The 15,293-nt window shown below is 45.2% G+C and carries 8 protein-coding genes; 4 read left to right on the plus strand and 4 right to left on the minus strand.

Going from position 1 to position 15,293, the window contains the following annotated elements; all coding sequences use genetic code 11:
* Window positions 1–773: DUF6270 domain-containing protein (locus ACMXX3_RS08610; protein WP_421084316.1), on the minus strand; the 773-nt coding region annotated here is incomplete at its 3' end.
* Window positions 774–1,611: 838 nt separating this feature from the next.
* On the opposite strand from ACMXX3_RS08610, the gene ACMXX3_RS08615 reads away from it, so the two are divergent.
* The 3 genes from ACMXX3_RS08615 (at window position 1,612) to ACMXX3_RS08625 (ending at window position 7,616) form a co-directional block, all read left to right on the plus strand.
* Window positions 1,612–3,345 (plus strand): alpha/beta hydrolase-fold protein, encoded by a 1,734-nt coding sequence (locus tag ACMXX3_RS08615; RefSeq protein ID WP_421084317.1) that lies wholly within the window; start codon window positions 1,612–1,614, stop codon window positions 3,343–3,345.
* A gap of 328 nt (window positions 3,346–3,673) precedes the next feature.
* Entirely contained in the window at window positions 3,674–6,475 is a 2,802-nt protein-coding gene (locus tag ACMXX3_RS08620; protein ID WP_421084318.1) for a bifunctional glycosyltransferase/CDP-glycerol:glycerophosphate glycerophosphotransferase, read from the plus strand.
* The gene (locus tag ACMXX3_RS08625) at window positions 6,468–7,616 is read left to right on the plus strand and encodes a glycosyltransferase (RefSeq protein ID WP_421084319.1); all 1,149 of its coding nucleotides are present in this window, start codon (window positions 6,468–6,470) and stop codon (window positions 7,614–7,616) included. Before ACMXX3_RS08620 ends, ACMXX3_RS08625 begins: the two co-directional genes overlap by 8 nt.
* Window positions 7,617–8,218: 602 nt before the next feature.
* On the opposite strand, the gene tagD is transcribed toward ACMXX3_RS08625, so the two are convergent.
* The 3 genes from tagD to ACMXX3_RS08640 are packed head-to-tail and all read right to left on the minus strand — an operon-like array spanning window position 8,219 to window position 13,765.
* Window positions 8,219–8,608 carry a glycerol-3-phosphate cytidylyltransferase gene (gene tagD, locus ACMXX3_RS08630; RefSeq protein ID WP_421084320.1) on the minus strand — a complete coding sequence of 130 codons (390 nt, stop codon included), beginning with the start codon at window positions 8,606–8,608 and terminating at the stop codon, window positions 8,219–8,221.
* A complete protein-coding gene (locus ACMXX3_RS08635; protein ID WP_421084321.1) occupies window positions 8,601–11,774 on the minus strand; it encodes a bifunctional glycosyltransferase/CDP-glycerol:glycerophosphate glycerophosphotransferase in 3,174 nt (1,057 codons plus the stop codon). The genes tagD and ACMXX3_RS08635 overlap by 8 nt, the downstream gene beginning before the upstream one ends.
* A 2-nt stretch (window positions 11,775–11,776) precedes the next feature.
* Window positions 11,777–13,765 (minus strand): glycosyltransferase family protein, encoded by a 1,989-nt coding sequence (locus tag ACMXX3_RS08640; protein ID WP_421084322.1) that lies wholly within the window; start codon window positions 13,763–13,765, stop codon window positions 11,777–11,779.
* Window positions 13,766–14,030: 265 nt separating this feature from the next.
* On the opposite strand from ACMXX3_RS08640, the gene wecC reads away from it, so the two are divergent.
* Complete coding sequence (wecC, locus tag ACMXX3_RS08645) at window positions 14,031–15,290, plus strand: UDP-N-acetyl-D-mannosamine dehydrogenase (RefSeq protein WP_421084323.1); 1,260 nt, start codon at window positions 14,031–14,033, stop codon at window positions 15,288–15,290.
* The last annotated feature ends 3 nt before the right edge of the window (window positions 15,291–15,293 follow it).

Here is a 15,293-nt window from a genome sequence, read left to right on the forward strand (position 1 = left end):
ATTTGCTCCTGGTAGGGTTGCGTTTGTCCTTGGATCGTGGGGGTATCGAGGTGGTCGATGATGTATTGGTAGACGCCCTTGGTGTAGTGGAAGGGGGCTAGGCCCCATTGGTGGTTGGGGTCTGCGGTTGTGATGCTTTGGGGCACTTCGATGGTGGGGACGCCGAGGTTTTGGAGGTGTTGGTAATAACGGCTGTAGAGCTTGTTGGCTTTGGCAGGGCTGAGGCCCATGGAGTAGGGGGTTTTGGTGCCGTCGGGGGTGGTTTCGGCCCAGTAGATTTTGATGAGCCGAGTTTTTGGCAGGAGGCCGGTTTCTTTGAGTTTTTGGACGAATTCGGTTGTTTTTTCTGCCCAGCCCTCGTAGTGGGTGTCGGTTCCAAAGGGGATTCGGGTGTTGGGTTCGAGGACGTCGAGGGCTGCTTCTGAGCGTATGAGGTCTACGGAGCGGGTGATGATTTCACCGGTGAGGAACCAGTGGACGCCGATGCGTTCGTCCATGAGGTCCCAGAGGAGAAGATCTAGGGTATCGGCTTGGGCGAAGAGTTGGTCTAGGGGGTTGCCTGCCCAGTCTTGACGGACCATGCGGGTTTGGAAGGCTGATGTGAGGCCGAGGTCGGCGGGGAGTTTGTAGGAGGCGTCGGTGCCTTCTGAGAGGATGGAGTGGCGGGCGGTGTAGCCTGCAATATTGGCTTGTTCTTGCCCTAAAGCAGTTGCAGTATCCCGGGCTACGCAGGAGCCGTAGACATAGACGTTGAGGCGTTTCTGGTGGGCCATGGTCATACTTTCAGCCGGAAGTGAGTAGGATTTGAGAAGTAGGGGCGTGTCTGAAATATGAATCAGATTTTGTGCAATTATCAGGGACCTAGAGGGGTACCTATTCAATGGTATCTATTATAGTGCTTGTCTTTTGAACATCTCCCCGAGGAGGACAATGGCAGTTACTGATAGCTGTTTATCATCCCCTTAGGAATAGTCATTGATACCTACAAGGTAGTTGTAGAGCAGGCTACAGATACCAGGTACGTTGATAAACTGCAACTGGATGATTGAAACTCACACCAGGGTTATAGGTGTTATAGCAGTGCCAGCCGGCCATATTTCGGATGATAAGGGCTGATTGTACAACAAATATTGCTGAACCCCAGACAGTCAAAGGTTGAGGCTAATTTCAGACAGTCAGCGGTGGAAGCCAACGAACACTACCGGCCATAGACGATCCTATTCAGGCGGGCTATTGAATCTAGTGGCTGTTACTAGTGGAAAAGGGTGAAAGTCATCCAATACCTCCATACTCAGGCTTATGAAGGGAAAATGGTTTCAAATGAGGCATCAACCTACAAATCCAGGATAATGACAGCGCGGGGACGGTAACGGCATAAGAGATTTTAAATATAGCAAAGAAGAGAAATAACTGGAATAAACGATCGAGGGTACAAATAAGGAAATTCAATCAAAGCTGACAAGAAACATGTTGGCATCTATACCCGAATTGCGAGAGAATAGCATTTGGAAATCATTTTCAAGTCAATAGAAACCGTATTTGCACAATCCTCAAAATGAGTGATTTAGCAATTTTTATTAAACGATACTTATATAAATCGAAGGAAATTTTATGAACACATTATACGGCAAACAAACAAAAACAATCGACAATATAAAAATTAGCTACACATTACTTCCAAACACACGAGACGTAACACACCTCGTAGTTCAACTAAATGGCTATAGGTTTGGCGGATGGGATTTTGAGAATGCGATAAAGTCCATAAACGCAACTATTTTAGTGATAGACGATAATCTAGACGGCACTCAAGTTTGTTACCTTGGAGAAAACGGAAATCTAGATTTTGCAGAAGCAACTGGAAAGCTGATCAACGAGGTACTTACCGAATTAGGATTAACCTCGGATGACTGCACCCTTATTGGCGCTTCTAAAGGTGGATTTTCCGCCCTCTACCTTGGCCTTACACATGGCTACCGAAATGTAATCGCCTCATCTTTTGTAGGCTATATTGGAACTTGGATGCATGACTATAACAAAGATATTGCAGAAAAAGTCATGGGGCAAAATTACGACACAAAAACCATAGCGCAATACGATGATTTGCTATTTAACGCAATGGAAAACCACCAAAAACAAACAAACATATATTGTGCCATCTCGAACCGAGATAATTTCTTTCTTCAATACGGCCAGCACCAAATTCTTGAAAGAATGAATAAACTTAAGATGAATTGTCAAATATTATATTCAGAAAGTGAAACAATCTATGGACATAACGGAGTGGCAGTATATTTTCTACCCGAAGTACTGTCCTTAGTAAATCTTTTATCCAGGGGTGCAAATATAAATATTTCTAACGACAATATTGGCTATAAACATATAGCAACCCTCGAGTTCCCCAGCAAGCGGGGACAAAGAATTCTATCTGATCGAAAAAGACAGGGTTCAAAGAGTAAGAACATTCCGCACCGTTCAATCTCAGCAATATCCATCGATGGAAGTACTCTAATAATTGAAGGAAAAGCTTATCTAGGGCACAAAGACCTTCCAACGTACCACCACCTAGAACGGGCACTTGTCCTCAAATCAGTACCCCCAAGAACAGAGGAATATCAATACCCGCTAGGCGCAGTTCCCTCAGATGATTTAAACCGAAAATTATATAATGAATATTTTGTAAATTACCGTGCAGCCGAGTTTGCAACTATGGGTAAAAAGGGCATCGATTTAAGTTCTCTTGAAGAAGGCTATTATAGCTTGAATATTCTAATTCAAGAACCAGGAGGGAAAGCAGATATTGGAGCTCCTGATTCATTCCCTGAACCAATAGATTATAGATCCATCAAAGACGGATATCAATATAGAATTTTTGAAGATAATGGTCAAGTTATTCTAGTTAAAAATGACATAATATCTTGGGTAAAATCAGAAAAGATTAATCGGTACTTTAAAATCACAAACACCTGGACTAATCGCTCAAAATTTCATATAGAAGGCTATTTCGTAAACAGAGGGCTAAAATTGAATCACTACACTTCTGGAGACTTCTATCTGGCGATTCAAGAAAAAAATACAAGATATAAAGAAATATTTCAATTAGGCTGCGTCAAGAAAACAGGAACTGGTAAATACATAAAAGAAATGACTTCTGAATATGACTCTGCATATTTTGCCACTCTAGGACTAAAAGGAATCGATATGGGAGAGCGCCCAAATGGAGTATACAAATTAACGATTATTCAGACCGTTGGATCCGAAACAGCATATGAAGATTTGCAATTAGAACTTCACTGGGACGGCACAGACGCCTGCTTGAAAGATGCAGATCCAACAGAATACTAGAACTGCGCGGTAGATCAACACATGGAGCCTGGAGGATATGCACTTAAGGAAAATAATCATGTAAATTAATGACAATTTTGATCATAGTGAATCTAAAGCAGGTAATCCTTTTCCTGAAGTCCACATAGGTGGACGGGATTTTCACACTCTTAGTGCTAGAAAATAAAACTTTGCACGTGCAATGCGTTGAAATTGTAAATTAACTCAACAAAGATACAATCGTAAAATATTACAATCAGCCCACGCAGAGTCCACCCATGGTATAATAATACAACAAAAAATTATAAGACCAAGGCAGATAGCTGCTTGACAGAAATTCCAGCCCATAATGTCATGGTTTACTTTACAACAGGGGGAAGATAAACTCGTGAAACCAAAAATATCAGTAATCATCGCATGCTACAACAATGAAGAGACAATCAGAGATGCTGTAGAATCAGTTCTCAATCAGACTCTAGACAACATCGAAATTGTAGTGGTAGATGATTGCTCTACCGACAACTCTCGAGAGGTAGTAGAGGATATCGTTGCTGAACACCCAACCATCAAGTTTGTATCTACTACAGAGAACTCAGGTTGTGTCGCAACTCCTCGTAACACAGCGCTGCCCTATATTACTGGTGAATATGTACAGTTTCTAGACGGCGATGACACTATTGATCTGAATGCTTGCTTTAACCTTTACTGGAATGCAGTTCAGCATAAAGCTGATGTTTGCACCGGCCATATCGTACGGGAACAGGTAGCCAACGGAAAGCGTGTTGGCTGGCATCGCTGGCTTTTCAAAGAATCAAGAACCATCATGGGAGCGAACGAATTTCCTGATTTGGTTTATGATTCTACAGCAACCAACAAAATTTATAAGGTCGATTTCCTGGAAAAACACGGACTTAAATTTACTGAAGGTGTTTATTTCGAAGACATTGAGTTTACTTCCAAGGTCTATTCAGTAGCATCAGTAATACGAATGATTCCTGATGAGGTATATACCTGGAAGGTGTACCCAGCAGAAAAGCGTCTCACAATGACCGCAGACTGGAAGAATATCAAGTCTTACCATGATCGCGTTCGTGCTTTTCTTTCTGCTTACGCTGCATACACTGAAAATAATGAAAAGCAAATTGCCAGCAAATTAGTTGAAAAAACACTAAAACACGACCTCTGGCTCTTCCTTGACCAAGCTATCGAGGCTAAAGATAACGGAACAATAGTCAAACTCTGGACGGAAGCACTCCCCGTTCTCGATTACGCTACACCTGAAATTCTTACCAATGTTCCTATGCGGCAACGGTTTATGATTGCTTCCCTTCTTGCTGGTGATTTGGATGCCTTACGGCATGCCCAAAAAATCACTAATTCTAATACGTTTGTGGGCAGCATCGAATCAGGCCACTGGTTAGCTCCAGGATGGGAAAATAAAAGCCTCGACCAAGATTTGATTTCTAAATATACTGAAGTTAAACCCCACGAATACCATGACCTAATAAATGCAAAGAAGAACTGGGCACATATAGCAACGAAGATTATTGCTACTGGTCCTTCTGTAGAAATATATGGCCAGACAAATGACTCACTAGGTGTCTTTGACCGCGATTATCCAATTCAGGTAATTGCCAGAATTCGTCGTCATGGAGATGAATATACAGAAGTAATCAAAGGTGAATTCTACAAATGGGTTGGTCCAGAAGCACAGTGGAAGATAGAAATCAGTGACATTCAAAATCAGTCCTGGATTCGCAATAGTCAATGGAGCATCGAGCTCTGCCTCATCCAAGGTGAGCGCGTAGCTCAGGCTCATATCAAGAGTCCAAAGAACTTCAAGACGGTCTATTTTGTACCTGAGAACTCCGGAATTCTCAGCTTGACTCGTGACCGTCTCGGTTTGTTTACAGACAAGGGTTTTATCGTCGTTAAACGAGCGGCTAGAGAAAAAGTCTTGGCATTACCCAGTAAGGCACTTTCGACTCTAGAGCGTAAACAAAATGAGGTAAAACAAAAAGTTCTAACCCGTTTCAGTAAAGACGACCAAGTCAGATTAATTGCAGGGTTGAACCGTCGCCTCCCTCTTAACAAGAATCTGGTACTTGTCGAGTCACATATGGGTAAGCAGTATTCTGACAGCCCACGAGCCATCGCAGAGGCTCTTCGAGCGGTAAATCCAGATGTAAAAATAGTCTGGTCTTTTGCAAATAAATTCTTCGCTAATAATTGTGAAGAGGATGCTGTTGTCCGGCACAGTTTCAAATACATTGCGCTCCAGGCCCGTGCCGCTGTTGTGATTGATAATCAAGGATTCCCTGGATATTTTAAACGGCGACCAGATCAACAGTATCTCCAGACCTGGCATGGTGTGCCCCTCAAAGCTATGGGTAAGGATGCGCCGTTCAAGTCAGCATCTGAACTTGCAACAATGAAAAAGTCAGTTCAGAACTGGTCCTATACATACGCCCCGACAGAATATTATAATCTGCGACTTAATAAGGCTATGCAGTATAACGGCACTGCTATCAGAGCTATGTTGCCTCGAAACGAATCCCTCTTAAACTACTCTGAAGATTACGTTAAGATTCTAAAGAAGAATTATGGTCTAAGTGAAAATATTCGTTACGTCCTCTGGGCACCAACTTTCCGAGAATCTGCCCAATCCAAAGCAAATTATGGCTTCGATTTTGCACAATGGGTCCAAGACCTCCCAGATGACGTTCATTTACTAGTACGGCCCCATTACCTGACTAAGCTTACTATTCCGGCTTGGGCAAAAAACCGTGTGATTGATGTAAGTTCAGTACAGGATGTTTCTACCCTGTACATGATTGCGGATCTTTTAATTACTGACTACTCATCAGTAATGTTTGATTACGCTTACACTCAAAAGCCCATTGTAATTTTTGCCCATGACTATGCTGAATACAGAGATAATCAAAGAGGCCTAAACTTTGACCTTTCGGAAGAAGCCCCTGGTGCATTCGCGCAATCTATGCCTGAACTTATCCAGGCAGTTGCTGAAGCGCTAGATACTAAGGAACCAGAGAAACGGTACTTTGACTTCCTGGAAAAATATTGTGGGGTAAACCTTTCTAGCGGTGTAGAAGCAGCTGTCAGTTCAATCCAGAGGTGGATCAGTGAATAAGAAAATTAATAAAGTTATCCTATGTGCGAATGATGTAACTCAAATTGGAGGGGTCTCTCGAGTTATTCATACCTTAGCCCGTGAGTTTATGAACCAGGGGTTCGATGTTGAGCTACTTGGTATGAATACAGTAAGCCAAGAAATCTCGTTTGATCTTCCTGATGATATTAAAAATCTCCCTGTAACTGTTGCATATTCAGCTCAGCCTCCTGCTAAAAGCGCTAATCTAGAGCTTTGGAGTAAGTTGCGGGGAGAAGCTGTTGGTTACCTCCGCAGATACTTTGAAGAGCAGGACCCTGAAACCACACTTGTTATCGTCCTGCAGGTATATGTAATGGAACATCTTCTAGAAACTGGAATTGATTTTAGCGCGACAACAGGCTTTAAAGTCATCGGTGCTTACCACAGCTCATATATCGGTTGCAAAGCTTCTAACGATTTGAACAGAATAAAAAGAGCTTACAGTGACATTACGCGCTTCATCTGCCTTACAGAGAAAGATCGTGACCTTTTCGCGCTAGAAGGGATGACTAACGGTTCATATTTGTATAACCCGATTGAACTAATGTCAGACGTAGAAATTCCTGACTGGGCTGAGAGAGATACAAAACTAGTATTTGTCGGTCGTCTTTCGAGGGAAAAAAACATTCCTGCAATCATTGATGCTTGGTCTAAGGTGGCACCGGATTTTCCAGAATGGTCCTTTGAAATTTATGGTACAGGCCCAGAAGAGTCCAAGGTCTCAGAAGCTATCCTTAAAAGCGGTCAGGTCAAACGCACTCATCTCATGGGATCTACCCAGAACCCAGAACAGGTCTTTGCTTCAGCCAGGCTCAATGTAATGAACTCAAACTTTGAAGGTTTGCCAGTTTCGATTGTAGAAGCTGGATTAGTGGGTACTCCAACCCTTGTTACGAATACTTTTCCGGGAGCTGAAGTGCTTGTGGAAGATAACGTAACTGGCTTTACCCCTCCCCAAAATGATCCTGATGCCTACGTTTTAGCCCTGCGATCTGCACTTTCAGATCAAGAACAGCTCGCAAAAATGGGTAAAGCATCTCAGACTAAGATGGAACGCTTTTCGCCAAACAGAATTATGCAAGACTGGGATTTTCTATTGAAATCTCTATCGATAATCTAACCAAACGTATGGGGAGGAATGGAATCTTCCATTCCTCCCCTTTATCAAATTTGGAATTACAAGGTGCTCCACCAACGCACCTGCCACTACCGAATATTCAGCTGTCGGCCGTCTTAACACAATTTGCTAAAGTAGCCAGCAACTTAATTTGAGAATGTGAATTTTCAGCTGCCCTCCTTAATCGCTACATGTGCTGCCCGGTCTTATCATCTATTTCAAAGCTACTTCTAAGTTATAAGATTAACATGGGTGGATCGCTCCAAGCCTACTTTGACTTGTAGCAAGAGTTGGAGCAAGCAGATAACGATCTAGACAGCGATTCTTATCAGAATCGATGACTAGCTTAGCCGTTCGCTGTTATTATCCAAATTGTACTTTGCTGCTACTGCGAACGAGCTAGGCTTTATCCTAAATCTCATCGATTTCACAGACCAAAAGCGCTGAAATTTTCTTCATCAATTTTGGATGGAAAGCATTTATATTTTTTATTCACTAATAATTAATCGCTACTTATTCAATTCCCTACCAACGCAACTGAAATACTCTATTAATAGGAATATAAACAAATCACAGCTCAATATAACTTTTTAAATTATATATATTTAATTTTTAAGGAGGGTTTTGATATCAGTTGTAGAAATATTAGGAGTTCGAGGTAAATAAACAATTTCGCACAGATTCTTTAACTGATCATCAAATTTTCCGGCCCAGTCGTCACCCATAACAAAGACATCAATATTCAAATTTTTGATATCGCGTGGCTTCTGCTCCCAGTCGTCTTCAGCTATAACGAGATCAACGTAACGCACTGCTTCCAGCATGCGTCGGCGGTGCTCGAAATCAAAGAAAGATTTCTTACCTTTAATTGCGTTAAACTCATCTGAAGAAATCGCTACTACCAAGTAGTCCCCCAATGAGCGAGCACGCTTCAACAGCTCAATATGTCCATAATGCAACAAATCAAAGGTGCCGTATGTAATTACCTTACGCATCTGTTTTCCCCCTAAAATTGCCCTCAATGAAATCGCAGACCCCATCTAGAAGTAAATCTAGGTTCTCGAGTCCTGCGCTTTCTGGAACAGTATGGTGTGTTTTATGGCCTACTATACCAGCAACAAGGTCTTCTTTATTCCTGTACACACTCCCTACCTCGTCAGCAAAAGGCCACACCTTGTAGAGTCCCCTATCTGTCTTCGAATAGTACTCAAAATCAGGTACATAGAACACCAGATCACCGCCGGTCAACTGGTAGTCATAAGCCAGGGAGGAATAATCAGTCACCAGTACATCAGCAATGGCCAGTAAATCCTCAACAAAACCATACTCTGTACAATCAAGTGCACCGGGAACATCAAGATTCGACATATGGTGACCCCGCACAAGCACCACATACCCTAAATCTTCAATCAGTTCCTGAGCTGGAAACCCCAGCTCCTGGTCCACGTACCGCCACGTAGGAGCCCAAAGCAAGACCTTACTTTCAGGGTTAATCCCCAATGCTGCCTTGATCTCTGACTTCCGCCCTAAAGATTCAACAAGCCGAAAATTTCGCGGGTACTCGCCCACCACAACGTCCCCCTCATACCGCATGGACTGGCATAGTAGTTCAGCTGCCTGCTTATTCTGGGCTAACAGCAAGTCCCACTCAGGCACCTGACGGGCCATCAGCCTACGGTAAACCAAACCAATAAAAGTCTTCTCGGCATCCCATAAAAGTTTCTTAATCGGCGAACCATGCCAGGTCTGGACCCAGGTTTGCCCCATAGCCTTCCTAAACCACACCGGAAGATTATTATTGGTAACCAGTACCTTGGAGGAGCTTAAAACCTCAAACCAAGTGTCAGAACCGTAGAGCACAGGAATAATCCCCGGGGGAACATGCTCCAGCAGCCCCTCATGGGCAACAGACATATAAAGCGGGACTTCATTACAGATATCATTTTCAACCATGAACCGGGCTATCGCACCAGGGTTATCCCAAGCCGTCTTGCCTTCAAAAGACTCAAATAAAACCGCTTCCCGTACAGGGCGCTGCTTCTCAATCAAACGCTGGCCCCACCGCGTCCTTAAAGCAAAGTTCTTGGGTTCTCGAACAAACAGTACTAAGTTATTTTCACGAACCCTCACATCCAGAGTGCGATATTCTCCAAAGATCAAACCAGAAGCTATGCCACTATCTACTGCAATAGATTTGCGCTCACCGACACCTGACACTATCTGCAAAGAGTAGGCAAGATTAGTCTGAAGATCCTCAGCCCTGAAAACTGCCTCAAATCGGCCATCAGGAAGAACGCTCAAAGGTGCCCCTACTGAGTTTTCGCTATTGTAAAACACCAATTTGCTCTCACCAGGCAGGGGGTAAGACGATTGGCGTATTACACCAGAAAACTTAAAATCATTAGATCCCACCAACCTAGAGTCGCCCAGAGCCTCAATGCCATCAATGACACAACAACTCTGGCTCCCAGCCAGAGCAGACGTCCGAGGCAAGACGGCCTTATAAACGGAAGAACCCCAGGAACGAATCGTGCTTAAGCTAAACTTTCGCCTTGTCTTCTGTTCAGCTCTGGACAGTGATAACAAGCCAGCTTGTTCTTTGAAAAGGGTAAGCTTTGAGGCGTCAATATCATTGATAAAGTCAGCAGACCTTTTTACCTCTGTAGAAACACCAAACCCTAGGTTCTCTACGAATTCGTCATTTAAGGTAACACGAATGATATGAGGGTTCTCGCCCAAAGCCTCAGTAGGTACTTCAACTACAAAGCAAGAGTAATCGTAGTCCCACCATTTACTCTGAATTTTCCATTTCAAGAACGGAGATGAAGATACAAAAAAATTTAAAGGGATAACGCTGCTCTGTGATACCAAAGATACCTTAAAATCCCTGAGTGTAAGCTCAGGAGCATTAGCCAGCCAAATATAAGTCTGAACCTCAACGAAACCGTCCTTGCCCGGTTTACAGCTAAAAGCTTCAGCATGCAGTACAATATCTTGAGGCATGAGGCTCACCATGCTACTCACCGACGTTGCCCCCTTTGCTTCACGCAGAAATGACTCAACCTCAATATCAAAGAGAGAAGAGATTGAGCCACTCTGTACGTCCAAAGGAATATTGAACTTTGCTTCACGGTAGACGCCTAAGAGGTCCTCTACCTGTTCTGGCTCACCTAAAGCCGCTACACAAACATTCAAACGTTGACGTAAAGAGGCGAAAGCCCAAGGATCCTCGCAAGAACGAGCAACCTCGATTATCAGACGAGCCCACTCTGAAAGGTGCTCCAGGTAAGGATCCTCAGCCTCCTTTCTGCTGAAGTAATCAACATACATGGGGAAGTCTCGATACACCCAACGTTGGACTAAAGCAGACCTTAGGCAACGGAAAGACTCTCCCTCAAGTAGAGCTGCCAACAACTTCGAAACAGATAACCTAGATTCTGCGTCCGCAAGACTCCCCTTAAAACCTGACCTGGAAGTCTCCTCCTCAGCGATACGCCATGAGTACACCAGATCAGTAATAAAATCACAAGATTCTGCCTGCGTCAGGGCCTTTACAACAGGTGGCTGGTCCTCGTAGTTAATTGTTTCGGGTATGGGAGCACAAGCCTTCTTCCAAAAATCCATACGGAACATCTTGTTCCACAACACTGGTTCCCATATGCCTTCAACAGCCTGCGGTCCAGGAACACCTAGCTTTTCAGCCTTATGAACCCTTATGCTGTCCTTGACCTCAACGCTATTGCCAGATGCGTCGTGTCGTTGGTAGGCGCCAACCACAAAATCGCTACCAGTCTTTTCAAGGGTGGCAAGCATTTTGCCGTAAGCACCAGACAATACAAGATCATCAGCATCAGCAAAAACAAGAAAGCGACCTCGAGCAGACTTTACACTAAGGTTTCGAGCAGCCCCGGGCCCCCGCCCCTCTCCTCTTAGTAGCTGTACCCGGGCGTCCTGTTCCTGTACCTGCTGAACGTACTCCACACTGCCATCTGACGACCTATCATCCACAACAAGAACTTCGAGATCAACCGCTTGAGAAAGAACGGACTCTAACAACCCCTCTAGCCAAGGCAAGGCGTTCTTACAGGGAATAACAACTGAAACTGCAGGAGGAGGCTGTGAGGGGGAACCCCCTGTCCAACTGCCTGATGCTGAATTCATTTCTAGACCTCAGCTCCTTCAAGATTCTTACCCTTATACAAGAAATTAGAATTAGCAAGGAGCTCGTGGGCATCGATGGTCCAGGTATGCTTATTCGAGGAATCTTTAGACTTATCAGCTCTCATTTGCACAAAATTAAAACGATCTGAAGCATAAATTGTGAACCCTTTTGCACGTACTCGGTTCAGAAAGTCAGTATCCTCACCAATTGTAAGCTCCTTAAAACGAACCGATCTGAATACCTCAGCACGTCCTGTAATCGTTGGTCCCGCCACGAAATCAGACCACATATGCTCAGTTCGTGGAGAGTAAAGTAGCATCAACGCATAATCATCAATAAAGATATGCCTGGCATGTTTACCAGTGACATCTGCACCTGTAATTCTTAGAATATTGACCAAATCATAAAGATAATACTTAGCATAATAATCATCATCGTCCATTTTGGAGAAAATTTCACCATGCGCATTATCAATTAGAAAATTCAGACACTCACCAAGGGATTTTGACCCATCAACACTGATAAATTTAACAGGTTTACCCGGCAATAAATTCTGAAATTTATTTATCTCTTCATCACTTAGAGTAAACCCGTGCGTTGCGACAAGAAGCTCTACGTTCGAATACTCCTGCCGAGCTACATTTTCAACAAGATTTTCAATTTGATGAGGGCGAATCGTGGAGCACAGTATCGATACCAGCGGTTCACAAGTAGCACGTTCCTGCACTAAAGAATCAAGCCCAACCGATTTTAATACCTTAGTAGCCCGCTGCGTATATGTATGCTCTTGCCAGATTCTCCGTTGAGCCCGATGAACGAACCTATCTCGAAGCAAACTTGAATTAAGCAGGGCCCGTACAGAAAGCTCCGTATCACGTTCATCATGCACAACTACAAGCTCATCCTCACGGAAAAACTCACCAACCGCTGCCGAAGGAGCCGTCACTACAGGCGTTCCGCTAGCAAGAATCTCAAAGATACGACGGGCACACATAGACGGGGAATCAATAACCGAGTTTACGTTAAGAAAGACCTTATGAGCCTTATAAGCAGTTAAAATCTGCTCATATGGTACAGCCCCAACAACATGTTCTTTATATTCATCGGGGAACTGATACTTATCATCCGAGCCAATAAATCTAGAATAAATCTCGAAATCCATATAAGATTTTCCAGCAGCAACAGAAGCCCCCTTGAGTATAAAATCCATCTGTTGTTTACGTTCAGGGTATTTGTGAGCAAAGTACGAGCCAGCGAATGCCACACCCCTGTCTTGGACACCTGCAACAGGGCGGACAGGGTTGTGAACTGCTGGTTGCGCCGCAAACGGAAGAACGTCGATGTTCTCGTGCCCAAGCTCTTCTACATACCGTGGCACCATCCTCACATCTGTAGTAAAAACCTGATCAAACAATGCTGCGGTCTGAAGAAAATCGTTGAAATGCGGGGGGTCTTCCTTATTCCAAAAGACGGTTGGAATACCTTTTTTCTTGCAATATTCCACCAAAGCAATAATTTCTGATGAAGGAGCTTTAGCGCCTGTGAGGCGACCTCTCCACTTTCCGTTTTGCCCAGCCCATGCAGATTCAACGAACAACAGATCTACTGAAACCTCCGCAAGGGTCTCCTCCCAAGTAGCAGGTTCCAAGGGGATTGCGTTAAACTCATACCCCCAGGCCATCTGTGAGAAATCATCGAGAATAGTAGCTACAGTAACGTGCCCGTAAGGTTTAGGACGATTCAAAGGAGCTGACGGAAGGTAGTCAAGAGCGTAACCTGCAGGTGAGTTAATAGGAATTCGAGCCGGTACAGCAGCAAACGCTTGATCGCTAAGTGCCACACGACCGGCTTCAAGGCTTTTACGATACTCGGTAAGCTGAGGTGAAACTTTATGCCCACTCGCAAGATACCTTCGCAACTGCCTCAAACCACCCTGGCGAGCATGCCAAGCAGCCCTACGGTAATGCTGGAAGATACTGGACATGCTCATGAGTAATGCCTTCCTAAACAAGCTGGCAGTATGATGGAAGAAACCTGGATGTAATGAAAATACTACTCTGTTTCTAACGCATACTGACTATCTGTCCAAAATATTAGACGAAGGATTTCAGAATCATCTAGATATCTCTCTAGGAGTTACAGCTTCACCGACATCGTAGTTATTACCTGCGTAGCTAACACTCAAACTGATGATTTCAGATAAAATAAATTCAAGGTAAACTCTACCCCTCTCGTAGTTTAACCCAAAAGGAACCATGTCTCCCAGATCTGTCGCCTTCGTAGGCCTCGGCTACATCGGCCTGCCCACCGCCGTCATCATGGCCAACCACGGCCTCAAAGTCACCGGCGTTGATATCAATGCGGCCAACGTCGACCGCATCAACCGAGGTGAAGTAACCATCGTCGAGCCCGGCCTCGAAGACCAGCTCAAACAGGCCATCGCCTCCGGCAACCTCACCGCAACCACAGACATGGTCCACGCCGACACCTACATCATCGCCGTGCCCACCCCCTTCAAAGACAACTACGAAGGCGACCTCTCCTACATCATGGCAGCCGCCGGCAACATAGCGCCCCAGCTCCGCGGCGGTGAACTCATCATCCTCGAATCCACCTCACCCCCCAAAACCACCCAAAAGCTAGCAGACTACGTCCTGGCCCTCCGCCCCGACCTCGTAGCCGACGGCGCCCCCAACCCCGACGGCAAGCCCGTCCTCTACTTTGCCTACTGCCCCGAACGCATCCTTCCCGGCAAAGCCATGGAAGAGCTCATCACCAACGACCGAATCATCGGCGGCCAAACCCCCCGCGCCGCTGAACTCGCCACCGAAATCTACGCGAGCTTCTGCAAGGGTGAGCTGCTTCCTACCGACGACGTCACCGCAGAAATGGCAAAACTCACCGAAAACTCCTTCCGCGACGTCAACATCGCCTTCGCCAACGAACTCTCCCTCATCTGCGACAACCTCGGCATCGACGTATGGGAGCTCATCCGCCTTGCCAACCACCACCCCCGCGTCAACATCCTCCAACCCGGCCCCGGCGTCGGCGGCCACTGCATTGCGGTAGACCCCTGGTTCATTGTCTCCACAGACCCGGTCAACTCCCGGCTCATCCGCACCGCCCGCGAAGTCAACGACAGCAAACCCGAATGGGTGCTCGGCAAAGTAGCCGCAGCTGTTGCGGAGGTGGGTAAGCCTGCCCCTGTAATTGCAGCCCTTGGCCTTGCTTTCAAACCGGATATTGACGACCTGCGAGAATCCCCCGCCATGGATATCACCGCCAAGCTCTCATCAGCGTTCCCCCACGCCCAGGTACTCGCTGTAGAACCTAACGTCACAGCCCTGCCTGCAAAGTTGGAGCCACTTCCCAACGTAAAATTCGCAGATGTTGTGACAGCACTTGAGCAGGCAGATATCGTTCTGCTCCTTGTTGACCACAAGGAATTTAAGCAGATTCCCCCTTCTCAGTTATCAGCCCATAGGATAATCGACACCAAGGGCATCTGGGGCTAAAAC

The sequence above is a fragment of the Rothia nasimurium genome (assembly GCF_049068285.1).
Lineage (GTDB): Bacteria > Actinomycetota > Actinomycetes > Actinomycetales > Micrococcaceae > Rothia > Rothia nasimurium_I.